We start from the raw sequence: 25,970 nt of genomic DNA, 5'->3' as shown, positions 1-25,970 counted from the left end.
CACGCCCTCCCCTTACGCCAGCCCAAACCAAACACCCACGTATTGAATACACCATGCGATTCAGAGGCATCCAAAAACCAGCCAGGATGTGCGACTTGCTGCTGCCCTGCTCAGCCTTGCTCGGAGCAATTCGCAACCCCGTCGAAAAAAATGACTAAACCAATGGGGAGCTAAACGCAGCTGATGAAGCGGAACATCTAAATGGCGGCGCTGCACCAGGCCCGATTCATCATCCCCTCCGATATGGGCCTTCATTGCCTTTCTTGGCTTGGTGCATTTCCGGGTTCCGCTTAGATCGGCTTTTGATAGGCGCCCCGGGCATGACGCGGGCGCGCAAGCGCCAACCAACATGGCCTGCCTTGTAGGTGACTTGGAGGTGCGAGTCCTCTACCCGCCGCCCCAACATTGTCCACGTTGATATCGATGCCTGGCCAGGCCTGGCCGAACACAGTCCGTCACCTCCGGAAACATCCGTTAACGTTAAATATCAAGGACTTCTACGACATCTACTACAGTCATGTCGTGCGCAATTTTGCCCTGAGTAATAAGCGGATCAGCGACTTTAGTTTTTTACGTATCAGGTGGGCGTTGCCAGATTTGGTGCATTTAAACGCGGTGACTCGTCTTAATTTTTATGGAAAAACACCGTAATGCCACACATAAAAAGAACCTTCGATATCCAACCACTGAAGTGTCACGACATGACCGTTCACATCAACGGCCAAGCGATCAGTGCCGCCAACGGCGAAACCGTCCTTTCGGTCATTCAATCCCTAGGTATTCGCCAAGTGGCGCGTAACGACCACGATCAAATTAGCGGTGCATATTGTGGCATGGGCGTATGCCAATGCTGCCTGGTGAAAATCAATGGCCGGCACAAACGACGTGCCTGCCAGACGGTGGTTCGAGAAGGTATGACCGTGGAAACCCAGGTCAACCGTATCGCCGAGCAGGGGGTCGTATGAACCGGCATCCAGTGATCGTCGGCGGTGGGCCGGCGGGCATGGCCGCGGCTATTGAACTGGCCAGGCACGGCGTACGTAGCACGCTGCTTGAAGAGGCCTCGCGACTTGGCGGGGTGGTCTATCGAGGACCGCTGCGCGATGGCGTGCAACTGGACTATTTGGGGCCACGCTATGCGAAAGAGCTGATCAAATTGCATGGGCAATTTCAAGATCACGCGCAACTGATCGATGTGCGCCTGAATCACCGGGTGATTGGTTCTGAAGGGACTCGCGCGTTGCTGATGCTGGACGCCGAAGAGCGCTTACAGGCAATTGAGTGTCCACAGCTCTTGCTCGCCGCTGGCTGCCATGAACGCAGCGTGCCGTTCTCCGGTTGGACCTTGCCCGGCGTGATGCTACTGGGTGGTTTGCAGCTGCAAATAAAAAGCGGAGTGGTCAGACCTCAAGGGCCGGTGGTGATTGCCGGTACCGGGCCTTTGTTGCCGCTGGTGGCGTGTCAACTGCATGCTTGCGGCGTAACCGTCGCTGGGGTGTATGAGGCATGCGCATTCCGAAAAATTGCCCGGGAAAGCCTCGCGCTCTTGAACAAACCACACCTTTTCCTCGATGGTTTAAGCATGCTCGCTTTTCTCAAATTGAATGGCATCCCGATGCAGTATGGTTGGGGCGTAGTGGCGGCCCAGGGCGAGGGCGAGTTGAGCACAGTGACGGTGGCACCGTACTCCAGTACCTGGGTGCCCGATCTGGTCCGCGCACAGCAAATCCCCGCGCAAACCCTGGCGCTCGGTTACGGTTTCATCCCGCGCACCCAGCTCAGTCAACAAATGGGCCTGAGCCACGATTTAAGCAACGACGGTTACTTGAGGGGCGTTGCCAATATCTGGCAGCAAAGCAGCGAGCCACACGTGCATCTGGCCGGCGACATGGGGGGTATTTTCGGGGGGGAAGCGGCGATGCTAGCGGGAAAAATCGCCGCCGTGTCGATCCTTGTGCAGCGCGATGTGCTGGACAAGAAGTTGGCTCTGGCGAAACGGCATCGCTACCGGTCCAAACTCAAAGCCATCGTCCGCTTTCGAGCAGGCGTTGCCCGTTACACCGAACGCGGGGCCGGGCAGGTCGGATTGCCAAACGGCGATACGGTGATTTGCCGATGTGAACATACGACTCGCGCCGACATCGACCGGGCTCTGCAGCAGGGAGTACAAGACTTGGCTGGCCTGAAGATGCGTACCCGTGTCGGCATGGGGGATTGTCAGGGGCGGATGTGCGTCGGTTATTGCACTGATCGTTTGCGCGAAGCTACGGGAAGCGTGGATGTGGGTTGGTTACGTCCGCGTTTTCCGATCGATCCGATTCCCTTTTCAGCGTTCCCATTAGTCAGCCCGGAGGCCGTCAGCCATGAGTAAGTTTTATGACGTGGTCATCGCCGGTGGGGGTGTGATTGGGGCGGCCTGTGCCTATCAATTGTCCAAACGCAAAAACCTCAAGGTTGCGCTGATTGATGCTAAGCGCCCTGGCAACGCAACCCGTGCGTCGGCCGGCGGCTTGTGGGCTATTGGCGAGTCAGTCGGATTGGGTTGCGGAGTCATTTTCTTTCGCATGATGTCGGCAAATCGCAAGCGCGAAGCTCACGGGACGGCGGTAGCCGTTGATGCCAGCACACCACACATCTTGCCCCCGTCATTTTTTAATTTCGCCTTGCAGTCCAACGCGATGTACCCCGCCTTGCACCAAGAGTTGCGTGACAACCACGGCATGGATATCAAGTTCGAAAAGACCGGTTTGAAGTTTGTCATCTACGACGATGAAGACCGCCTCTACGCCGAGCACATCGTCGCCTGTATTCCGCACTTGGCAGAGCAGATTCGCTGGCTCGATAAAGCTGAATTACGCGAAGCCGAACCGAGCGTCAGTCACGAGGCAGAGGGGGCTTTGGAGTTTCTCGGCGACCATCAAGTCAGTCCGTTCCGGCTGTCTGATGCCTACACCGAAGGTGCGCGGCAGAACGGTGTTGACCTATATTTCGACACCAATGTCATTGGGGTTTTACGTGAGGGGTCGCAGGTCCACGGTGTACAAACGGCTGAGGCCGGAGTGTTTCACTGCAAGACGCTGATTAATGCGGCAGGCGCTTGGGCGGCGGACTTGAGTGAGCTGGCTACTGGGATCCGGATACCGGTGAGTCCCGTGAAGGGGCAAATCCTGCTGACTGAACGCATGCCGAAAATACTCCAAGGCTGCCTGACCACCAGCGACTGTTACGTGGCGCAGAAGGACAACGGCGAGATATTGATTGGCAGCACCACGGAGGACAAAGGATTCGACGTGACCACTACTTACCCGGAAATCACCGGACTGGTGCAAGGCGCGGTGCGTTGTATTCCGCAGTTGGCCGATGTGAATCTTAAACGAACCTGGGCCGGGTTGCGGCCAGGCTCGCCGGATGAGTTGCCTATATTGGGGCCGATGAAAGGGGTGAAGGGATATCTGAATGCATGTGGGCATTTCCGTACAGGGATTCTGACGTCAGCGATTACCGGGGTGTTGCTGGATAAACTGGTGAACAACGAAACGTTGCCACTGGACATCACACCGTTTTTGGCGGATCGCTTTGAAGTTGCAGTGGAGTTGTAAGAGATCTATCACCGCTACGGTGATTGTCACATTTCGACTTCGAGGATCAGCGGCTTAGGAATGAATGCCTTACCCGGGACGTCCCATAACTACTGGCGCACTCTTAGCAAATCATGACTATCAAACGCCAAGAGCGCCAAGAGCGCCAAGAGCGCCAAGAGCGCCAAGAGCGCCAAGAATTGATATTTTTTGGGCCAGCGTCGCAAAAATAAAATGAAATTGAGACTAGCTGTAGAATTCAATCGATTTGATTCTACGTACTTCTCTGGTTTTACTTCGTATTTTTTGAACCGTGGCCTTTATACATTGTGGGGTAACAATGACTACCGAATTAAGTGTGCTAGCGCTATTTTTGGCAATAACGACCACCTTGTACTCCGTCATTGGATGGCAGCGAATCACCGATTGCATGGGGTCTTGGTTCCGGCAGGGATATTGGACCGACTATAATATTATCGAGTTTTTGGCCTGGATGGCCAAAGCCTTGGTCATTATCCCAGGCTTGTTATTCGGAAAAGAAATTTGGGAGCTCCACTTTTTGACGCTTATCACCTCGTCGCTCTTAATTTGGGTAAGTATGCGAAAAATGCTCCCGACGCTACTGGTATTTAATACGCTTTGGATAGCTATTAGTTCCACGATTGTCGTACGAAACCTGATGTAATTTGTTTGTACCATTAAAATCTTATCCCCAAGGAACGACTGATATGCGCCGAATATTTGCGGAAATAAATCGTCAAAACGAAATTTTGAAGTCTCATGAGCTCTTCTTGAAGATTCGCGACATCTCCAGTGTCGAAGCAACCGCATTGCTAAAGCTGTGGGGGCCACTGTTCGTGCATATGACGATGACGTTTCGAGACGTCAATCTAATGTACAACGCATACGAGCACCCTCAGAACGATTTTGAGCGGGCCATCAACGGACATGCCTATGTCGATGCTACACACTGGGAGATGCTAGTCACGGATCTGGAGTCAATGGGCGCAGGCCATCACGTGAAGAATTATAAAGATGCCATGAGCATCATATGGTCGGACCAAGGAAAGCCCATTCGAGATTACATGTACTGGGTGATGCACAGAGCTCAGAGCTGCGCAAGTTCACCCGCGCTGAAGATAACGGCCATGGAGTCGTGTGAGTCCACAGTCAAAACCTTTCTGACCCAGACACGTCACATCAGCAGATTATTTCAGCGTGAGACAGGAGTCACCTTAAATTATTTTGGTGAGAGCCACATTGAGAGCGAAGTGGTCAACGCCGTCGACCTGTCAATTTTTCACGAGATCGAGTTGGATCAAGAGGCGTTGACTACTGCACTCTGGATCGTAAATTCGCACTTTAAGGACTTCAAGGTGTTCATTGGGTGCTTGTTCGATTGCCTTGATCAGGTGAGGACCTCATGAACATTTGCATCATTGGCGCAGGCCCTTCAGGTATTTGTGCGGCCAAAGAAATAAAAGAACAGAATCCTGTTTCAACGATCACGATTTTTGAAAAAAACGACACTTTAGGAGGGCTATTCGCCAACGCCTACAAAGGACTCACCCTGGTTAACAACCCGTTGCTGGTGGGGTTTAGCGATTTCTTAGCCGCTGAAACATTGCATGACCTGCAGATGTGGTCGGCAGAGGAGTATGTTTCTTATTTGAAGCGGTATTCCGATGCCAATGGCATCTCCGATCTCATTCAATACAACACAGTGGTCAAGTCTACGAACTTCATTGGCAAAAAATGGCATGTAACTATCGTTGCCGCGGGCATCGAAGAGTCTATAGCATTTGATTTCCTGGTCGTCTGCTGTAGCGCTAATGGAAAGGGCAATCTACCGTTGTTGCCCAACCAGGAGCGTTTCTCGGGTGAAATTATCCACAGCAGTGACGTGCGAGATCCTGCCGACTTAAAAAACAGAAATGTTGTATTTTTGGGTTTGGGCGAGACAGCTTCAGACCTCAGCTATTTCTCCACTGAACATGCCTGCAGTACGACCGTGTCAGTACGCCGATGGCCTGGGTACTTTATCCCTCGATATCATGATGGCCGCCCGACCGATATTGACACCTCGAAAATCTATCACTGCTTACCTAAAACCCTTGACGCCAGCAGGCTGGCCTTTCTTTTCAAACTAAAAAGAAAACTTGAACTGTCAGCTATCCGCTCAGACACCGATAGGAAAATACAAGCGGAAATAGACAGGTTAAATAATCATTGGCCCGCAATCCGTCACCTTGGTCCTTTCCGCCGCACTACCACCAAAAGTTGCAATTTTATTCGGGCGACCCTAAAAGGGGCGGCAGTCTTGAAGCCTGAAATTACTGAACTAAATGGTAATACGGTGCATTTTAGTGACGGTTCATCGGTGACTGCCGACTTAATTGTGTGCTGCACCGGCTACAAACCAAACTATGAATTTTTGTCCGATGAACTCAGGGCTAAAATACCCTCGTCTAACGCTCTTTATCATTACGTCTTTTTACCCGGGCACGAGAAAAATCTCGCTTTTATAGGGTTTGTTCGTCCCGCCGTGGGGAGCGTACCCGTGCTCGCGGAATTACAAAGCAGAATGCTGGGTCTTTTTATCAGCGGCCATATTACCCTGCCAGACACGGGGGCGATGCAAATCTCAATTAAAAAACAGCAACTTTTGGCGCAACATCAATTCCCCGTTGACTTCCTCCGGGCAGGTCACATCATTGACTATTATTCGTACTTGCAGAACCTGGCGAACACCATTGGTGTTATGCCCAAGCAGTGGCCTTTGTTTTTCTTCGATACTCGCACCTGGTATAAAGTGAATTTCTCATTCCTATGGCCTGGCATGTTTCGCTTGTATGGTCCTGGCGCAAAACCCGATCTGGTCAAGCCCATTATAAAGCGATTGCCCACCATGCCGGCGCGCATTCTGCTCATCGAAAGTTTTACTTACCTTTCTTGCCGACTACTTTCGTTACTTGGGTTTAAACGCTTCAAAATAATAGGGTGATTCGGTCTGCCTGCCTCACCCCTTTAGAAGTGCACTATTTTTTGGCGATCCAACTATCCACGCAAACCGGGCACCATCGACTGCAAAGGTGGTGCTATTTAGCCGCCGCGAATATTTAGTGATGTATTAAAAGACAGATATGAGTGGATGATCTCAGCGTTTAGACGCCCTCATCAATTTCAAAATCAGTGATAACCGAAGTCAGCCAGAAAGGGAGTGGGGATCGGGGAGCCAAGGCACAGCGCGACCTTAAGCCGGACTATTCCGTTGCTCCCCGCCCCCACTAATGCCAAAACCTGTAAACCCACATACACATGTTACAATATTCACTACGCCGAGCTTTCGACTAATTTACAATTAAGCAGTATCCAATTACGGAGTCACTATGTCGTTGATCATTGAATACCGCGCCACAGAAAAAGCGCTTAAGGAGCTTCAAACGCGACTTGATGCGCTAAGTGACAACCCTGCATTGTTAGTAGAAATGGAGTTTGAGGAGCAATTGCGGGCCCTGATGGATGAGTACGGTAAAAGTCTTCGTGACATCACCAAAATGCTGGACCCTCGCCGGGTAACACCGGTGACAGGTGTGGTACTTACTCGCAAACCTCGCGCGGTCAAGGTCTACCGCAACCCTGAATCGGGCGAAGTGGTTGAGACAAAAGGCGGCAATAACACGCGGCTCAAGGTCTGGAAGCAACAGTATGGTGCTGATACGGTTGAAAATTGGCTTCAGGAATAAACCAGCTATTGCCTGGGGAGCATCACTGCTTAGAAAAAGCCCCTATGGCTCTTATACCGTAACGGTACATTATTTAGGGGCGGCGAGCTCAGAAGCCAACCAAGGGCAAACGTCTGGCCCATCTAAGTAAGCGATGTATTGGTAGATCAGAATACGTCGTTGTTTTCGAACGCCGGCGGCAACGTCGGCGCTTTTCATTGCGCCGACCAGTCTCCAGCACCTGCGAATCGCAGGGCAAAGCCACCTCGAACATTGTCCGACCGCGCTCGTTGAAAATTTCGCCATGGTTGCCTTGCTGCAGGTCGTTATCGTCCACTTCATAGAGGCGAACGCGCTCGCTCCGGCGATAGAGGTCGCCGGCGCTGTCCATCGTCGCGAATAGACGGCTCAGTACGGCTTCAGAAACGGCCGAGTCTCCTGCAATACCGCACTGGGTATTCAGGACGAATCGGCCGTTAGCCGCATCGATGCACCCCTGTGACCCTGTACGCCGGTGACTAGGTCAAGCAGCACTTCCGCGATGCGCTCGATGGCGACGACTTCTCAAGCCGAGTACGGGTTCCATTGCTCCCTAAACCCCAAAGTACGCACCGATAATGTCCAGCTGCGTTGGCTCCCTGCCCTCTTGCTCACGCAGCAGGTGAGTGCGCGGGTATTGGCTTTCATCAACGTCCGTTTGCGACGACCCCCTAGGCGCGTCCTGACGGTCAATTAGCTGTGCCATCGCGGCTTTCGTGCTTTCCTCAAAAACCATCACCGCATGGGGGACTCTGCTCGGCGCAACCTTACGCCATTGAAACCGTACCAATCCTCTCAGGGCCTACTAGCGCGCCCTCCTCTCAAAAACAATCAAAAACTCTTTTTAAGAACTATTTACTTCACCTTCCTCTCAACCTTCGCAATGATTAAACGGCTACCGCTGTAACACTCAACAATCCTAGGGAAGAATAGAAATGATGGAACAAAAGAGACAGTTTTCGAACAATCAGACCTACCAATGGACGACTATGGCGTTGTCGGCCATCCGATCGACGATGGACGAGATCGGTTTTAATGAAATTGTGCCCGCAATATTATCGAGTGAACTCGAACCTGGAGCATTTCATTCCTATGCCGTCGTTGGGGACCGCTTGCGCCCGCAGGTGAAAAAAAACATCTCCAGTGATATCGAGTGTCAAGTATCCGTCACCGGCAAAGACGCGTATTACTTGCCTGTAAGCCATAATTTCGAAAAGCAACAAGCGACAGAGTACCTTGACAAGGTATATTGCTTGGCGCCTTGTATGCGCCTCCTACAAGAAGGCGAGGTGTATTCGCGTAAGCACTTGAACACCTTTTTTCAGATCGAAGTTGAGTTGAAAACTGAATCGATGGAGGAAGTCTTAGAGACCGCTGAAAAGCTTCTTACAGGTGTGGCGAGCCGCCTGGTTGAGAAAGTCGAGCGCTTGATTGATTTTGACACCCGGGGTGCAGAAAAACACCTAAGTGCCATGATGACTGGAAATTTCCCGCGGATTACCTTTCGTCAAGCGTTAGAACTGATTAATGCAAATCCCGATCGCCAGACTGATCTGAGCTTTGAAGAAGATCAGATGCTTAGTCAAAAATTTGATCGACCTTTTTGGATCTACAACTATCCGAAGAGTGTTCGCGACGCGGTGTACCATGAAAACGCCGAAGGCAACTACGACACTTACGATCTGATGCTGCCATTCGGTTATGGTGAAATTTCAACTGGAGGTATTCGTCCAAAAACCGGTGAGGCAATTCTTGCGCAATCAGTGAGTAATCTGGGTGAATCGGAAGAAACCCTGACGTATGGCCACGCGGAATGGAAACGTACCCGCCAGATCCAGACGGCGGGCTTCGGTATTGGCCTCGAACGCCTGCTCCGCTTTATTTCGGGTTCACGAACGGTACTGGATTTTGTACAGCCCCACGACAACGGCCCCAATCGTAAAATTCTCGACGTAAAAAGTGGAGAGTAAATCATGTTGGATTCCTACGTTCTGGACTCGAAAGAATATCAACAGATTGACACGCTCATCTCATCAATTAAACGCACTGTAAGCAGTGAATATCACCTGCATCGAGTGGCGTTACCCGCCAGTCAAGATATGCCGCGCTCTTTGCGAATGATGATTTCTGAATATCGGGGAGAGCATTTAGGTGCGACATTACATGTCAGCGGATTTAAAGTAGACGAGGCAAGGGTTGGAGTCACACCGTACACCACCAAGCCTGACCCCAATCGACCTATCATGCGTGAAGATATTTATTTAGCGCTGATGGCTTCCTGCTTGGGTGCGCCGTACTCATTTATTAGCCAGCAGGGCGGTCACTTGACCCAAAATATCGTGCCCATGAAATCAGCCGAATTTACTCAGCTGGGAGCGGGCAGTAAACACGAGCTCACATGGCATACAGAGGACGCTTTTACCGAAAATCGACCTGACTTCATTCTACTGCTCGGGTTGCGAAATCCACAGAACGTTCCCACAACGGTTAGCGCGTTCCCCGCTGAAACGGGAATGGAGGATATCGAGGCGTTGTTTGCCAAGAATTTTTACTTCCTGCCGGATTCGGACCACGTCAGCCATTTGGCCACCGCCACGAACGAGGCTGAATGTGCGGCGCATAGACGAATGCAAAACATGCTGAATAATCCTGTAAAGGAAAGCATTCTGTTTGGTGATCGGTCACGGCCATATATGCGCATCGATCCCCAGTTCATGAAGCCCGCCAGTACCGAAGATAAGTCCGTAGCGGCATATAATCGGCTCGTTGAAAGGCTTGATCGCGCTCAGCAGGACATCCTGATTGCACCTGGTGAGCTATTGATACTTGATAACCATCGTGCGGTGCATGGGCGCCGCTCGTTTACTCCCCGCTATGACGGCAAGGATCGCTGGTTAAAAAAGATCAACGTCACACAGGATTTCAAGCGCATGCGTGGGCACGTAGCGCCTGAGCGATCTTTCGCCATTTAAAAATCTACTCGCTGTTTTCCCTCCGCGCTCGCGGAGGGAACCCTCTGCCCCCCAACATGTATGTGGGGCTATTCGGCGGAATAGGATAAGCCTCCGGGGCCTCTTTGCCGAATTCTCCTCGCGCTTCCAAGTGGTCCAGATCGGCGCTAGCCCGCGTGACCAGTTATGGGACCTGCCGATCTTGTTTCGATTTGAAACGGCGGCTGTCGAGCAATTGTCGAAGTGCGGCTGAAAAGGAAACCACCACCGGCTTGCGCTGAGCGGCAAAAACCTGCCCGCCAAGCAGATTCGGGGATGCGAGCTCCATGAGCAAACCAGTCAGGCGGAATTTATTGGAAGCGCACCCCCATTGTAACCATCGCTGCATTGCCCCCCAGAAGCACTAACTCACTGGCCATCGGCCCATAGTGAGCGCCGACGGATGGGATGAATACCGGTGCGACGCCATAATGGTTCAGGGGAATCTTGTCGCGGTATTCGCCACGATAGCCCTGGATTACGCCGCCGGTCAGCTTCAGGTACACCGGATGGTCGATCATGTCATAGCGCTTACCCGCATAGGCGTAGTACGAGCGCTGGCTGAACGAATTACGAAACGTTGCCCCGCCATACACAAATCCGGAAGCCTCGTTACGCTCCAGGCCTATCAGATCCTGACTGTTGTTGTGATTTGAGTCGGGTGAAAAATGGCGGGTGTAGATGCTGGTTTGGGCGTACCAGAAGCCTTGCGCGTCCTGAGGAGGCGCTTCGATCGCCAACGCGGCGGTGACCTGTGCCAGAAGCAGCAGGCCTGAAAATCGGCATTTCATATTGCTATCTCTATAGTTGGGCGGGCTGGCGAGAAATTGACACTGCACCTTCGCTCGTCCGCCTCTGGGGCTCGGTGTGCTGAATAGCAATCAGGTTTTCGCTGTTCGATCAGCTAGGGTTTTACGTACGAATTGTCCCATCTGTTATTTGACGCACTACTTGCGCTGAAACGGTACAAATCTAGGCGATTCAACATCGCGCTTGAAACGCCGTAGAGTGCGAATCACTCTCGCGTTGAACTAGCCGGTGGTCCGTCAAGCCGAATGTGTCTCCGAGAGGGGTTCCCTTTTTGAAGTCGGAGGACGTACGGCGATACCGTGGAAACTCGGCGCTGGAAACCGGTGCTGGGGGTCATCTCATTTGAAGGGCGCCGAACAGTCAGTAGACGGTAGGTCGCACCCTGTCGTCAGCGTGGGGGACTCAGCTGTAAGCAGGGGGACTGAGATGACCAACGACAGGGCACCAACGGCAGGACATGCCTGCAAACTGGCCGGGGCTCCCTATGGATCAGCATAGAACAAGCGATGGGAGTTGCCACTTGCCTTCCCTGCCACCGGTTTGGCACCGATGCTTTTGAAGCATGATCGCTAAAGTATGAACTGCCAGATTCGGAGCATGGCTCAGAGAACCATTCATAGCTTGGGTTTTCTCGCACGTGGTCATGCGTGGGGATTGCGCGGCACCGGCCAGGAATGGCGGGGCGCTCACTGGCCAGTCTCAGAATTGCGCACGGTTCATTACGTAACAGTGTGCGTACGGGTGCGTACTTTCCGCCCCGACGCAGGATAGTGCGACGATTGGTTGCCGGGGCAGATATGCCGCTTGAAATGGAGAGACCCTCGCAGATGATTCTCCATTTCATTCGGAGAATTCCAGGTGATATCAGGCAGGGCGACTTAATCACTACAACGGCGCCTGCGGTACAACCTGCTGCTAGGCTGGTGGATGCCATTAGATCAGCACATGTGGCGAGCGCGGTACTTGGTCAGCTTTGCCCTCAGCCGGCTTATCTCGGGCTCGCGCTGAAGACATGTTGAATGGACTGCCTTGCTAGCCTGAGCGGTAAGGTGCCATGTCCAACGGGGCAGGGCTTATTTGCAATTGACAAGAGTGGTAGCAGGAAAGAACGCGTGACCGGTGGCCCTGTACTCGCCCCGCTATTATCTTACCTGATGAGGTAGCACTTCGACTGTCCCGCTGGTGTGCTGCGAGGAGGTAGCGTGAACAGACCCATTTTGAGGGACGTGGTGCTCGGCCTATGGCTGACAGCACTAATCGTCGGTGGCGCCCATTCCTATACCACCCAAGCAGCGGATCTCAATCAACGCTTGGCAGTACAAGTGAGGCCTGGCACCGATTCGGAAAATACCGATCCTTCCAATGGCAAAGTGGGACGGTCACCTGTGGTGACCTTAGTGAGAGTGATCGGCGTCGGCAAATTCCTTGCGCCAGACATTACTCAACGCATTTGGTCTGATGCCGATAAATATTGTCAAAGGCTAGGCAATGAGGCTCGGTTGCCAACCAAGGATGAGTTGCAACAGCTCTTCATTGATGCCACCTCCTCGCCAGCGATCTACCCAAACGGAGGGTATGTCGGTAACGCAGAGATGTGCTCGGTATACGGCTGGCCCTTGTACGGTCGGTGCCAGGGCATTGTTAATGGCTACTGGTCCAGTACGCCGAACAGCGTGGGTTACCACTATGGTGTCGGCCTTGGCTATGGCGACGCTAACAGCGTCATTGACAGCACTACCCTCCAGGTGGCTTGTGTTCGTTGAGGGTTCAGCGACTACATACCAAGTGGACAATCGGCAATGCCCTGTTCGCTGCGAACCACGCGGCTAACCAGTCTCATGTTAACCAGGAAACCCTCCTGTTTTCTTGTTTACCATGCTGTTACTCGGCCTGTTTACCGGCTGGCCAATTGCTCGAACGAAGCACTTATTGCGACCAAGCTTGTTGCGATTCTGTGGTTCACCCGTTTGAACGACCTAGCCCTAATCTAATCGTTTCGACGGCTGGTTGATCTGCTGATCATTGGGTGATCTTAGGTAGCCGACCTGTCACTACTCCAAACAGGTTGAGGCGCTGGCGGTGGTCCACGACCAAGCGTTTACAGGGTCCGCCGACGCCCAGAAGACCTCTCAGCGAGTGCACAGGCCGACCGACATGTCTCTCTGAATCCACCCCACACCGGCGCGGAAGTCGATTCTGAAATGAAAGCCAAGGCTCTTGCGTGTTTGGACATCACAAATATGCCAAAGGCTGTGCGCCTGCGGCCGAACACGGCAACAGACAGCGACCTCGAAAAAATGACGATAACGATGGGTAGCTGAAAAACAGCCGATGAAACGGAATAGCCTAAAGGTCGCGTCGTCTTGGTTGAAGGCTCCCCCTACAGACTTAGATCAACAAACTGGCCACTCTTTGACATGCAGAGGCAACTGCCTCACTTAATTCAAAGCAAATGGCCAGGCACATGTTCAGAGTATTTCTCGTCATATTGATCGCCCTCATGATATATGCAGTCATCAAGGTCGAAAGCGCCGAAGCCGAGGCGATCCGGCAAACGATAGGCGACCTCGTCCACCATGTCTTCGACTTCAACTGATCACAACTCCATTGGCAACCCTATAGGCCAAGGAATACACGCGCACATCTGCGAGTATTTCAAAGGAGACAGCCGGCCCGTTTGGGCTCGGCACAATCTAGATATTTGATTTGCAATAAGGCAACCCACAATGTCCTCACGTGTCGCCAGCAAGTCGTCGGCTATACCAGCCCCGCACACCGCCGCGTCCCCGGCCCTTTTGATTCCCGCCCTGCTGCTGTTCGTCTCCGGCGCCGCCGCGCTGGTTTACCAAGTGTTGTGGATCAAGCAGTTGTCGCTGGTGGTCGGCGTCGAGGTGTATGCGATCACCACCGGCATCAGCGCGTTTTTTGCCGGGTTGGCCTTGGGTGGATTGCTGTTCGGGCGTTGGGCTGATCGTTTGCAGCACCCGGTTCTGCTGTATGCAGGGCTGGAAGTGGTGGTGGCGGTGCTGGGCGTCGGTGCGACCTTCGCGATGAGCCTGGCCGCCAGCCCGTTCGCCTGGCTGGAGCAACACATCGGATTGGCGGCCTGGGTCTTGCCGTTTGCGCTGGTGGGCATTCCCGCGCTGTTAATGGGTGGCACGCTGCCGGTGCTGGTGCGCTCGTTGGCCAGCGATCCGCAGCATCTGGGCAAGGCTGGCGGCCAACTGTATGCCGCCAACACCGCTGGCGCGATTGCCGGCACCCTGCTCGCCGCCTTCGTGTTGATCGCCACCCTCGGCGTGCGCGGCAGCGCCTTGGCTGCGGCCATGCTGAACCTGGTGGCCGCCGCCGGTGCCTTGTGGTTTCAGCGCCATCGCCCGGCGCCGGTCGAAGCGCCGGTCAAACACCACGCAGCAAAAGCGCCGGATCGTCTGGCGCTGTGGCTGTATTCCATCGCGGGCGGCGTCGCGCTGGGCTACGAAGTGGTCTGGTCGCAATCGATCGTGCAGTTCATGAGCACCCGCACCTATGCGTTCGCCGTGGTGCTGGCGACTTACCTCACCGGTTTGTTCCTCGGCAGCGCGCTGCTGGCCCGTCGGGTTGATCGCATTCGAGATCCCTGGGGCGTGTTTGGCTTGCTGATTGCCGGCGCCGGCCTGATCGCGTTGCTGGAAGTGGCTTTTCTCGGGCGCTGGCTGGTGTATGTGCAATCCCAGGCCGAAATCGCCGTGTTGGCCATGGGCGCCAGCGAGTTGATGGGCATGAGCGCACGGTTTGCCGTGGCGGCCTTGAGCATCGTGTTCGTGCCCACCGTGTTGCTGGGCGCGGCATTCCCGCTGGCGCTGCGGTTGAGTGTTGGCCATGACCACGTCGGCAAGGACGTCGGGGCCGTGGTGGCGTTCAACACCCTGGGCGGGATTGTCGGCGTGATGCTCTGTGGGTTCTTGCTGATCCCGCTGCTGGGACTGGTGCGTACCTTGGGCCTGCTGGCGATTGTCGCTGCCGGGATCGGCTATTTCGCGGTGCGCAAAGGTCATCACGTCAAGAAAGGCCGGCGTCAGGGCGTGGTCGCCCTCGGCCTGTTGTCGGTGGTCGTGGCGGTTTTTACTCCGGTCGACAAACTGGCCAGCCTGCTGCCCGGTGCCCGCAACGGCACACTGGCGTTCTATGAAGAAGGACGTGGCGGCACCGTGGCCGTGGTCACTCAAGGCAAGGGCCAGAAGACCTTCCATCGTCTGTATATCCAGGGCGTGTCCAACACCGGCGACGCCATGCCATCGCTGCGCTACATGCGGATTCAGGCGCTATTGCCGCTGCTGATCCACAACGGCGAACCGCGCTCGGCGCTGGTCATCGGTTTTGGCACTGGCATTACCGCCGGCGCGCTGACTCGCTATCCGGGGCTGGAACATCGCGTGGTCGCCGAACTGCTGCCGTCGGTGGTCAAAGCCGCGCCGCTGTTCAAGGGCAACTTCAATGCCGCCGCCGACCCGACGGTGGATGTGCGCTTGCGCGACGGTCGCCAGGAATTGCTGCGCAGTCCGCAGAATTTCGACCTGATCACCCTGGAACCGCCACCGCCCTCCGCCGCCGGTGTGGTGAATCTATATTCCCGTGACTTCTACCAACTGGCCGCCAGCCGCCTGGAGAAGAAAGGCCTGGTCGCGCAGTGGTTACCCCTGCCGACCCAGAACATCGACGATTCGCGCTCGCTGGTGCGCAGTTTTCTCGACGTATTCCCCTACGCCACGCTGTGGACCAGTGAGTTCCACGAAATGTTGCTGGTGGGCTCGATGGAACCGATCGAACTGGACGCGGCGAAAATCAGCCAACGCTTCCAGCCGGAAACCGTGCGCAGCACGTTGCAGGATGTGGGCATCGGTTCCGCGGCGGCCTTGATGGCGACCTGGGTGACCGACCGCGCCGGGCTGGAACGGTTTGCCGCCGATGCGTTACCCGTCACCGATGATCAGCCACGGATCGAATACGCCCCGTGGGTTCGCGCCAAGGAAATCAGCCGCGTGCTGCCGGCCCTGTTGGACTTGCGTCAACCGATCCCGCTGCTCAATGCCGATGACGGGTTCACCGAACGCATGAACGCTCATCAGCAGCGCCTGATGCAATTCTATCGGGCGAGCTTGCACGCCTATGACGGTGATCGGGACGCCTGGGCTCGGGACATCCGCGAAGTGATGATGGGCGATGGCGGCAATCCGTATTACCGCTGGTTTATCGGGGAATGATGCGTCACTTGCGCGAACACGCTCCCACAGTGAGATTTGCGTGCCCACAGGTGTCGCCAATTAGGCGCTTTTTCGCGACCAAAAAATCACATTGTTTCTTCAACACCGCATAGCTGATCACACGCGTATTTGACAGACGCCGGTTAACCGGCAACGCTGAATCGAGCTTTGACGCGCGCCTGACGGCAAACGCACCTGGACCCCGGAAGCCGCCATGCCGAAGCATAAAAACAAAGCCACAAACCCCAACCCTGATTCGCATCCGAACCTGATCAATCGCTACCTCTTTCCCGTCACCATCGGCGCACTGCTGTTAGCGGTCATCGCCATTGGCTGGTTTCTGTTCAGCAGCACACCGGCACCGCTGAAACCCGTTCCCGTCACAGCCCCTGTCGCACAACCGGGCAAACCGCAACCGGTGGCGATGGCGCCGGCGAAGATGGTCGATGAGCAACAATGCCAGGGCTGCCACAGCGAGCAGGTCAAGGACTGGAAAGGCTCCCATCACCAATTGGCGATGCAGGCGGCCAATGCCGAGACGATACTGGGCGACTTCAATAACATCACCTTCAAAGCGGAGAACGAAACCAGCGTTTTCTCGCGCAAGGACGATGGGTTCTGGGTCAACACGCCGGGTATCGATGGCAAGAATGCCGACTTCAAGGTCGCCTATACCTTCGGCATCGCGCCGTTGCAGCAATACCTGATCGACGTCGGCGAAGGTCGCTTGCAACCCTTGGGCGTGGCCTGGGATACCGAGAAACACCGCTGGTTCCACCTCTATCCGGGCCAGGGGGTGAATTTCAAGAATCCGCTGCACTGGAGCAAGCCGAGCCAGAACGCCAACTTCATGTGCGTCGAGTGCCACACCACGGGTTACAAACGCAATTTCGATGCCGCGAAAAACACCTTCGACAGTCACTGGAACAGTCTCGGCGTCGGCTGCCAAGCCTGCCACGGCCCGGCCTCCAATCACCTGGAATGGACGGCGAAAAAAGGTGATGTGATTCATGCTGGTTTTGCCGTCGACCTCAAGGACAAGAACGCCACCGTCGAAATCGAAACCTGCGCCCGCTGCCATTCGCGCCGCGCACCGCTGAGCGATGGCTACACCGTCGGCAAACGCCTGATGGATGACTATTTGCCAAGTCCCCTGACCCGCGAGTTGTATGCGCTGGACGGCAAGATCAAGGACGAGGTGTTTGAACACGGCTCGTTCGCCCAAAGCAAAATGTTCGACAAGGGCGTGCGCTGCAGCAACTGCCACAACCCGCATAGCACCGAACTCAAGGCTCCGGGCAACGGCGTTTGCCTGCAATGCCACAACACCGCGGGCAAAACCCCGGTGGAAGGCGTCGACGGCAAAGGCCTGCAAGCAAAAAACTACGATTCCATCGAGCACACCCGCCACACCATGGGCCAGCCAGGCTCGCAGTGCATGGATTGCCATATGCCCGGGAAGTTCTACATGGGCAATGACTTCCGGCATGACCACAGCTTCAGTATTCCCAACCCGGAACGAGCGAAAAAACTCGGCACACCAGACGCCTGCCTCACCTGTCACCAAGGCAAGGACGGCGACAAGGTCACCGAGCAATTCAAACTGTGGAACAGCGCCCCCACCGCACAGGCCCCGCGTTATGACGAAAGCCTGTGGCTGATCCGCAACGGTCAACCCGGCGCGGCGCAAGCCTTGTATGAGCAATTGCAACGCAGCAACTTGCCGGCGATTCAGCGGGCCACCCTGCTGGCCGAACTGCCGTTGTATCCGAGTGAACAGGCGTTGAAACTGGCCACCAAGGACTTGAGCAACCCGGCACCACAAGTGCGTGAAAGCGCCATTCGCACAATCAGCGCGTTCCTCCCGCCACCTGAGCGGGCGTCGCTGTTGACGCCGTTGCTGACAGACCCGGTGATGGCTGTGCGCATTGCCGCAGCCCGGGACCTGCTGGTTGCCGCCCGCAGTGGTTTGGTCACTGCCCAGACGAACTGGAATGCGGCAATTGCCGAGTATGAAGCGGCACAGAAAAGCCTGCTGGAACGCGCCGAAGCCAACCTCAACCTGGCAATGCTCTACCAGGCCAGCGGCCGTAACGACGAGGTCGAACAGTATTTGCGCACGGCGCTCAAGCGCGATCCGGATTTCTACCCGGCACTCGTGACACTGGTGCAATGGCTGGAAGCCAATGGCCGTAGCCAGGAGGCGCAGGCACTGCTGGCGCAAGGGCTAAAAGATCACCCGGACGCCGCTTTGTTGCAGCACACCCAGGGCTTGTCACTGGTGCGTGCGGGCAAATCGGACCAAGCCATGTCGGCGCTACGCAAAGCCGCGCAACTGGAACCACAAAACGCCCAATACGGCTACGTGCTGGCTGTGGCGTTGCATGACAGCGGCAAAGTTGAAGAGGCTTGCGAAATGCTGGAGCGCTTGCTGAAAGTCCAACCGGCGAACCGCAATGTGCGGCTGACGTTGATCCAGTACTACCTGGGCAATGGACAGGAACCGAAGGCGCAGGTGCTGTTGCAGGGCTGGAAGAAAATGAACATGGGGGATCCGGCATTGAAATGACCGGCGATCGATTCAAATCCTGCGCGATTAAACTAACCCCTAAAGTAACGTGCAGGACCTGCCACACTCCGCCCGCACTCCAAGTGCCGCATATCCTAGAGCTACAAGCCTTGGCGTCGATTGCGACCGCTCAGTCGATTTTTTTGCTAGATCAGCGTATCGCTACCGTTGAAAAGAACCGATTGAATCGAAACGAGAAAGCGCAAACGGTCCTACCAATGTTCGATAGATTGATTGTCGTTACACCCAATCAACCTTTGGTGTCGCCGCGAAAGCCAAATATTGCCGCAATGACTTCCGTGGGCAAAGGATTCCGGCCCGCGCCTAGCTGAAGAAGGGTGTCAATGACACCCTTTGAATTCAATGCTTATTCAAGCCACGACTCTACTGTTTCAGCGCCATATTGGGCCTTCCAGGCTTTTAACTGCTTGTGATTACCGCCCTTTGTTTCAATGGCCTCACCCGACTGCGGATTACGATAGATCTTGAGGGCGCGCTTTTTACGAGTTGGAGTGACGTCAGTCATCACCTGGCTTATCTTCGGATCCACTATCGCGATGATGTCGCGCAAGCTTTTACTGTACTCGCCCATCAGGGTGCGCAGTTTTTTCTCAAACTCCATTTCTGCCTGCAAACCAGGGTGGCTTTCGAGCGCTTCCAGCTTTTGCTTAAGCTCGTTGATGGCATCTTCTGTGGCGCGGTATTCGGTGATTAAGGACATGTTGCCTCCAAAATTGGTAAAGTGAGCAAAGCGTGGGATGAAGAAAATTATCCATATCCAGCTGTCGCGAACCGCTCTAAGTCAATGCTGGGCGAAAATCGAATGCTGAAAGTGTACGTACAGTATTCTTGTTCAGTCCGTCGATATAGGTTTTGTACGTTCGTTATCGACTCTGCTTCTACCGCACGCGCATAATCGTTGGGTAGGAACAGGATTATTTTACGGCCCCGCGTGATAATGCACCACCTTTAACAACTGCAGCGTTTCAAATTACTTTTCTGAAAAGCCCCACAACCCAGTGGTGAGCCCAGCATCTGACAGGTGTAATCCTGCATCTGAAGCTAGATTAATAGACCAAGCTCGGATTCAATCAACCGTGGCAACTACGCCACGATATTTTCCTACGGGACCAAGTGAGTTGCTTGCCCAAAGCCCAGTCACCTCTCCACTCCCTTTCCTTCCTGTCATACGTCGTGAATCTACATTTTACAATGTACGGCTCTGACTCCGAACTATAGGACCAGCCTTGTTAATGTATACACCCCCCGTCAATTGACTTCGCGGCAGCCGCTCCTGACTAATTCCGCCCCTGCCCGTGACGACTGAAAAGGGATCGGCGGACTTTGGTCGCCGATAGCGACAGCTGTTCCTTCTTGTATACGGTGAGTCACGCGACGCGATAGCAAATTATTAATGCATATGACTGATCAAGTCGAATGTACACAAGTGGACAAACGCGACGCAATTGAGGTTGAAGGGAGGGAGATTTATCAGTCCGCAGGACCAATTTCCCTTTTTGCGGTCTGAACACGTGGATGTCACAACAGACCCTGCTCCTTCGGGCGTACCAAAACCTACGCCCACAGCCCTTCAAAAGCCCCCCTCATTAAATCTGTCTTGAGTCAGTAATCGCCCGGCCGTGCAGGATTTCCTTACATCCAGGATGCCTTCTCCAGTGCTACCGTAAAAAGCTTTAAGGCGCATTAGTTGCGTCGCTGCCTTTAGGCAAAGTGCCTGGATCCAATGAGTTCTCCATGAACGAGCGGACTTTCAGCTGCCAGAAACCTGGGGTATTAGCGAATAATAAAGAGCTGCATTTAATTGAGGAGGTCTTATGCTTGCGCTGTTTTCGGGATCACGCCATTTACCCAAGGTTTTGGCATACGCTTTTTGGGGAGGAATGACTGTCGATGCCATTGCGATCGACAACACTTCGAATGACCCTACCTCCCTACCCTCCACCATAAGTATCAATCAGAAACCGAATGCAGAGCCCAAGACACCGGACGCCACCCAAGCCACCGTGAAGCCACGAGCGACACCCCGCGCATCTTCCGACTCATCAGCAGCTACCTTGCCGGAAATCGCGCCATCACCCACCGCACAATCCGCGCCAGCACAATCGGCTCCACTCGAAACGACAGCGCTGGTGCCGCCCGCAAAGCTGTCCCCTACCGAACAACTCCAAAAGCTTTTGGCTACGAAGGAAGCGGAGCTTTCCAGACTGGAAAAACTTCGGGCCGCGGATGGCAGTAGTCTTGATCGGGTCGAACTGGATCGAAATGCCGCTCGCGATATTGAGGCGCGATTAAAATTGGCCATCCTGCGTGAAACAGAAAGTTTCCTGATCGGCAACGGCGGCGACGCAGTGGAAACCGTCCGAACTGAGTACGCGTCCCAAATCAAATTGCGCAAAAGTCTGGACACCCAATATGCCGCGCTCAACAAAAACACGACTCGTTATAACGAAGCCATTAGCGATATTCAGGCAGACATCGCCACCACCCAAGTAGCCTTGTCACGCCTGGAAAACGCCCAAGCAAAACTGGCCATTCTTTCGACACAAAAAATGCTGCCGAAGGTGTTCAGCTTTAGCGAAACTTTCCGTTTTGATTGTTCATCCCTCAAAAGTCTTTCAAGCTGCCTGACAGACAAAAAAATAGACCACATCGTCGAAGAATGGCTAGTCAAGCGATATGAATCCTCCATTCGTCAGCAGCCCGCAAGAGAAAATGGACGAGAAACTCCACAGGTCAACGCTAGCCAGTTTTCTTATACTTACACCCACGAATTCTCTAATGCCACCATGGACATGGAGGGCGTTGTCAACGCGACGGTACAGGTCCATGCCAGTGTCACCCCGAAACTGTCGCTCGCCTGCTCGATACTGGGTGTCGAAAAAAATCTATGCTCTGGCCAACTCTTTACGCTGACCGTTCGCAGTAATAAATATGACGACAATGTTTGGCTTGAAGGGGCGAGTTATGGCCCTTCACCGGTAATATTGGCGCTGCCCAAAGGTGAGCACAACATCCAGCTTTCTCGAGATGGCAAGAAGTTGGAACGCAAAGTCAAACTGGATTCGGACAAGGTTGTTAATTTTAAATTTAACTGACACCGCTGGCTCAAAAAGATCGTGACGTCAGTTTTGCCCCCTGCCCGGAACATATGCCGATGAATTGCGCCTCGAAAAGCGGCGACCTGGCCTGCCTACCAGTGACGATGGATGTTGGTCTGTGCATGGCTATGCACCCGCGTCCGCCGCGAAATGGCGGGACAGGGCAGCCAGGCGGTGAAACTTAAATTGGCGCCGGACGGCAAGTAGAAACTCGGACGCCCCCCAGCTGGTGACCACCACCGAGAGCGCGCGGTAGCTGCCTAAACCGCGAGACTCACCTGTAACCCGCAGTTGAGCTTCGGCTTCTTGGGCTCAATTGGCTGGCTTCACCGGATAACAGGAACCGTCAAAAAACATTGCTGAAGGTTCACCACAATGAACCAAAGTATTTGTGGCGGGACTGGGCGGGTAACAGCACTAATTTTCGGGCCATTCGTATTCGGCCAGACCAAGGGTTTGCGTCGCAATTTTGACCATCGCGCTTCGTAGCCATGACCGGCAGAGAACAGCCAGAAGAAATCATCTGCAGTCAGCATCACACGTCCACTGACGAAGCCATTGCGAGCATAATGAATCGTCCCCACCAAGACCAAGTGTGAATTACATCATGACCAAATCCCGGCGCTGGACAGTGAAATGCCAAGATCCTGCAGATGGAAGTGGCGACGTCATTATTGACTTGCCGCCTGACCTACTCGTTGGCTTAGGACTGAGCATAGGCGACGTACTGACAATTGAAATGATCGACGGTGCGATAGTTCTGAGGCCGAAGCCGGGCGACTCAACTACACCTTGAATCGCGCTTGCCCAAATCTTCAAACGGGCATGAGCGAACAGTACATCACAGCGATGACAGTTCACTGCATACCCCGAGCAAGCCGTTAGCACCGCATCTTCCTGCTTTGTGCCTCTGCGTTTACGGATTGCCGCTTTATGGCTTGGCCGGCGCCCCCCCCCCCCCTCAACGATCAGAACACCGAAGTGGCCAACAAAACAGGAGGCCCTAGCGATGTCTGGCGATGTCTAACCATTTTTGCTAGGCATCGCTAGATTCGCCTATCGGGCGATCACTTCCGCGCATTTACATGCGCTGATGCTCAGACCAAAGTGGCCCTGCCGATTACGGCTACAAAGCGTGCGGGTCAAATTCGATGTAATTGATGGTCAGAGCGAATGCAAACGGGTGGTCAAGTGGAGTATGGCGCGACGCAAAGTTTGGTTGCGCAAGGTCTTTTGGTCAAAGGGCTAGCCGTAAAAATTAACGATTGCCATAAAGGCTCCTTACGGCACCGCTAGTCATCGAGTGACGACATTTCAGGAGATGACTACATCCGAGGCGCAGTGGCACGATTAATCTGCACCGCTAGCCCCTTTTTCGATGGACTCTACTTATGCCAAATGCCTTCACACCGCTGATTTCCGGCGCCAACTGCCTGCTTACCCTTACCCAAGCCTTCTTTGACGCCAAAACCGAAAGTGAAGTAGCTGCAAAAAAAACTGAGCTATTACTCGTTATCAGCGGTATCCAGCAGCAACTGATCGCCGCTCAAGAGTTTTATTCGGCGGTTTTTCGCGAAAAAGAGGATTTGGAAAAAGAGTGCTTGCGCCTGAGCTTTGTCAGTTGCCAGCCTATAGCGCCGCATATTGCAAAGAGATTGCCTCCTGAAGAAGTCGCTGTCGCCTATCGTTTGTGGGCCAACGCCCAAAAGTCGCATGCCGAGCCAGCCTAGTGCCCACTCGGCGCAACCTGGCAATCCGCAGTGGCTGTTTTTAACCGGCCATTGAAGTGGAACGCCGCCTAGCCCGCGCTGATTCCGTTTTTAATCGGCAAAGGCCGCGTAACTGAGTACGACTTACCTAAAGCCAATCGCACTCCCAGGAGGGTCGTCCTTATCGCTCCCGACGGTCGCTCCGGCTCGGTGCTGCGGGGGTATTATTAAGTGGCATAAAAGGCGTCGCGCGGATGGCCACAGCTAGCGCCACGGACGTCTCCATTCCATTTGTTATCTCGCGCATTCAGGTCTTATTTGCCCGCCGGTTCGAATATAGGAACTCCATTGACGACCCTCATTTGCAAGAGGCCATCGAGAACGGTTTGGTAACGCGGCATAGTATACTGAAGGTTTCAAATCTTCATTGAGCGCAGGGTTCCAGAGTGCCTAACAGAGTAAATTGAAGCTGATGTGGTCAATCCAGGCCGAGCCCTTACTGAACGATCGAGACCTGTTCGGCCAGCAGAGCTACCGTTGCCCGCGCCATAGAAAATCGCACCGGCGAAGCGCGACGATGGGCCATCCGTGCTCACTGAGTCGACTGAAGAATTCCAGAGGCGACGGAGTACACCCAATCTGCCTCGCCACCCCAAAGCGATTTCATGCACAACAGTGATCGCCTACGCCTGCCTACTTCGAGTCAAGGCTTCGGCTTTGCGGTTCGAATCCGATATTTATCACTCAGTTTTTCCCATCGATTTATTGCCCATCGATCAAAAATCTAATAGCTACAGCCCACCGGTCTTTTTGGATATACCTGCACGCCGAAAGTCACCGAGAACCCTGGCTGCGTTTCAGGAAAGTAATAATGCCGGCCGTCATGTAGGGTGTATCGCAACGAGGTCCCATCTTGACTTCGAGTCACTTCAAGCAGCATTTCCATGCGCCAGTCATCACTGCCGTTGAGCCAACCGGGCGATACCAACTGTACCGACTTTACTTGCCCCCCCATTTCCGGCAAATCCAGGATGGAGGTCAGCGCCTGCAGGCTGTCCACGAACACAGCATCAAGCATCTCTAAGCCATCCTCGCGCCTGGCTATTGCGACATGAAACCAAGGTGACATCAGGTGCGGCTGAACAAAATGCCAGCCCTGATGACCGGGCTCTAGCATAGCTTGAGAGCCATTCACTGCTGCCTGTTGATTGGTTATGAACATGACGAAAACCTCAAGACGAACAGTATACATTATAGTCATATACTGTTCAAAAGCGCCTTATCGTTCCTTTTGCAGGGCATGCAAAGTGGAATTGAAAAGCGCTTTCGGAATAGTTCTTCGGTGGCTTCGCGTGAAACAAGACCAAACCCAAGAGGACTTTTCCATCATCAGCAGTCGGACCTACATCAGCACATTGGAGCGCGGCTTGTACGCTCCCACCATCGAAAAGCTCGACGACATCGCCACGGTGCTCAACGCCCACCCCATTACGCTGATGATCGGTAGTTATGCACTAAGAGACAATCGCCCTGTCGCAAAAGTGCTCGAAGACGTTATTGAAGAAATTGAACGCCTTGAAGTTGCTGAAGGCGTGTCAATCTTGAGCAAACAGCATCTCAAAGCTGAAGACCACGGAGAACGTTGAAACTGCTCCGGCCGAAACAGCATCGCGCATGTCGATTGGTCATGCCTGGGTATATACCCAACTCTCCCGGACATCAGGATGCATAGGCCCTGCTATTTTCAGGAAGCGTACCGGTATGACGCGGGCGCACTGCCCCCTCGCAAATCCGAACACCTACAGCGGGTTAAACTGATGCCGCTGCCAAGCGAGCACTCTCCCGTTCTGGACAGTGGCGCAAAGCGCTGAACGGCGCTCCTGTAGGTCGATAGGATATGTAAGGCGGCTTCACGGTAGTTCTGTCAGGACATCTCGCGAGCCTGATCATTGTTCCCCAACGCCCGTTAGTTGTATTCAGCAGCCCAAAACTGTGCAGTCACATCAATTGATGTCAAAAGAATTTCTTACAATTGCCTTGCCTACTTTACTGATTGGACCGCGCTATTGCCTGGCCAGAGGCCCTGGAGCCAGTTTCGCCAGCAGTGTTGCCGCGTACGCATTTGGTAATTTTGACTGACGCTCATAAGACCAAACTCATGCGCGATCTGCACTCGTCCTGCGTCTTG

19 protein-coding genes are annotated in these 25,970 nt (G+C 54.1%); 14 read left to right on the top strand and 5 right to left on the bottom strand.

The window, feature by feature from the left end:
• The first annotated feature begins 650 nt into the window (after positions 1-650).
• The 8 genes from NL116_RS01855 (at position 651) to NL116_RS01820 (ending at position 10,314) form a co-directional block, all read left to right on the top strand.
• Positions 651-965 carry a (2Fe-2S)-binding protein gene (locus NL116_RS01855; protein WP_494375784.1) on the top strand — a complete coding sequence of 105 codons (315 nt, stop codon included), beginning with the start codon at positions 651-653 and terminating at the stop codon, positions 963-965.
• Positions 962-2,371: a cyanide-forming glycine dehydrogenase subunit HcnB gene (gene hcnB, locus NL116_RS01850; protein ID WP_494375783.1), complete on the top strand. Its 1,410-nt coding sequence runs from the start codon at positions 962-964 to the stop codon at positions 2,369-2,371. The genes NL116_RS01855 and hcnB overlap by 4 nt, the downstream gene beginning before the upstream one ends.
• On the top strand, positions 2,364-3,599 hold the full coding sequence (hcnC, locus tag NL116_RS01845) for a cyanide-forming glycine dehydrogenase subunit HcnC (protein ID WP_494375782.1): 1,236 nt from the start codon (positions 2,364-2,366) through the stop codon (positions 3,597-3,599). Before hcnB ends, hcnC begins: the two co-directional genes overlap by 8 nt.
• Before the next feature lie 707 nt (positions 3,600-4,306).
• A complete protein-coding gene (locus tag NL116_RS01840; RefSeq protein ID WP_494375781.1) occupies positions 4,307-5,005 on the top strand; it encodes a hypothetical protein in 699 nt (232 codons plus the stop codon).
• Positions 5,002-6,582, top strand: a complete 1,581-nt coding sequence (locus tag NL116_RS01835; RefSeq protein WP_494375780.1) for a flavin-containing monooxygenase — start codon at positions 5,002-5,004, stop codon at positions 6,580-6,582. The genes NL116_RS01840 and NL116_RS01835 overlap by 4 nt, the downstream gene beginning before the upstream one ends.
• A 385-nt stretch (positions 6,583-6,967) precedes the next feature.
• Complete coding sequence (locus NL116_RS01830; protein WP_494375779.1) at positions 6,968-7,324, top strand: histone-like nucleoid-structuring protein, MvaT/MvaU family; 357 nt, start codon at positions 6,968-6,970, stop codon at positions 7,322-7,324.
• 953 nt (positions 7,325-8,277) lie between these two features.
• Complete coding sequence (locus NL116_RS01825) at positions 8,278-9,312, top strand: amino acid--tRNA ligase-related protein (protein ID WP_494375778.1); 1,035 nt, start codon at positions 8,278-8,280, stop codon at positions 9,310-9,312.
• A gap of 3 nt (positions 9,313-9,315) precedes the next feature.
• Positions 9,316-10,314 (top strand): TauD/TfdA family dioxygenase, encoded by a 999-nt coding sequence (locus NL116_RS01820; protein ID WP_494375777.1) that lies wholly within the window; start codon positions 9,316-9,318, stop codon positions 10,312-10,314.
• Between the two features lie 163 nt (positions 10,315-10,477).
• Here the strand turns inward: NL116_RS01820 and NL116_RS01815 are convergent, their stop codons facing one another.
• Positions 10,478-10,621: a hypothetical protein gene (locus NL116_RS01815; protein WP_494375776.1), complete on the bottom strand. Its 144-nt coding sequence runs from the start codon at positions 10,619-10,621 to the stop codon at positions 10,478-10,480.
• A 22-nt stretch (positions 10,622-10,643) separates the two neighbouring features.
• Positions 10,644-11,123 carry a sn-glycerol-3-phosphate transporter gene (locus NL116_RS01810; RefSeq protein ID WP_494375775.1) on the bottom strand — a complete coding sequence of 160 codons (480 nt, stop codon included), beginning with the start codon at positions 11,121-11,123 and terminating at the stop codon, positions 10,644-10,646.
• Between the two features lie 1,221 nt (positions 11,124-12,344).
• Between NL116_RS01810 and NL116_RS01805 the strand changes: the two genes are divergently transcribed.
• From NL116_RS01805 to NL116_RS01795, 3 genes are all read left to right on the top strand, one after another.
• Positions 12,345-12,905 carry a hypothetical protein gene (locus NL116_RS01805; RefSeq protein WP_494375774.1) on the top strand — a complete coding sequence of 187 codons (561 nt, stop codon included), beginning with the start codon at positions 12,345-12,347 and terminating at the stop codon, positions 12,903-12,905.
• Between the two features lie 963 nt (positions 12,906-13,868).
• Positions 13,869-16,385, top strand: a complete 2,517-nt coding sequence (locus NL116_RS01800; RefSeq protein WP_494375773.1) for a fused MFS/spermidine synthase — start codon at positions 13,869-13,871, stop codon at positions 16,383-16,385.
• A gap of 214 nt (positions 16,386-16,599) precedes the next feature.
• Entirely contained in the window at positions 16,600-18,954 is a 2,355-nt protein-coding gene (locus NL116_RS01795; RefSeq protein WP_494375772.1) for a tetratricopeptide repeat protein, read from the top strand.
• A gap of 367 nt (positions 18,955-19,321) precedes the next feature.
• Here the strand turns inward: NL116_RS01795 and NL116_RS01790 are convergent, their stop codons facing one another.
• Positions 19,322-19,675 carry a histone-like nucleoid-structuring protein, MvaT/MvaU family gene (locus NL116_RS01790; RefSeq protein WP_494375771.1) on the bottom strand — a complete coding sequence of 118 codons (354 nt, stop codon included), beginning with the start codon at positions 19,673-19,675 and terminating at the stop codon, positions 19,322-19,324.
• A 1,114-nt stretch (positions 19,676-20,789) separates the two neighbouring features.
• Between NL116_RS01790 and NL116_RS01785 the strand changes: the two genes are divergently transcribed.
• Positions 20,790-22,070 carry a PEGA domain-containing protein gene (locus tag NL116_RS01785; protein WP_494375770.1) on the top strand — a complete coding sequence of 427 codons (1,281 nt, stop codon included), beginning with the start codon at positions 20,790-20,792 and terminating at the stop codon, positions 22,068-22,070.
• Between the two features lie 329 nt (positions 22,071-22,399).
• Here NL116_RS01785 and NL116_RS01780 read toward each other — a convergent pair whose 3' ends face one another.
• Positions 22,400-22,609, bottom strand: coding sequence for a hypothetical protein (locus tag NL116_RS01780; RefSeq protein WP_494375769.1), 210 nt, complete (start codon positions 22,607-22,609; stop codon positions 22,400-22,402).
• An 855-nt stretch (positions 22,610-23,464) separates the two neighbouring features.
• Here NL116_RS01780 and NL116_RS01775 point away from each other — a divergent pair.
• Entirely contained in the window at positions 23,465-23,803 is a 339-nt protein-coding gene (locus NL116_RS01775; RefSeq protein WP_494375768.1) for a hypothetical protein, read from the top strand.
• A gap of 763 nt (positions 23,804-24,566) precedes the next feature.
• Here the strand turns inward: NL116_RS01775 and NL116_RS01770 are convergent.
• Complete coding sequence (locus NL116_RS01770; RefSeq protein WP_494375767.1) at positions 24,567-25,004, bottom strand: hypothetical protein; 438 nt, start codon at positions 25,002-25,004, stop codon at positions 24,567-24,569.
• 130 nt (positions 25,005-25,134) lie between these two features.
• Here NL116_RS01770 and NL116_RS01765 point away from each other — a divergent pair, with 130 nt between their 5' ends.
• Positions 25,135-25,428: a helix-turn-helix domain-containing protein gene (locus tag NL116_RS01765; RefSeq protein ID WP_494375766.1), complete on the top strand. Its 294-nt coding sequence runs from the start codon at positions 25,135-25,137 to the stop codon at positions 25,426-25,428.
• The last annotated feature ends 542 nt before the right edge of the window (positions 25,429-25,970 follow it).

Source organism: Pseudomonas sp. FBCC-B1667, from assembly GCF_059133255.1.
This window is presented reverse-complemented; position numbering and strand designations above follow the sequence as displayed.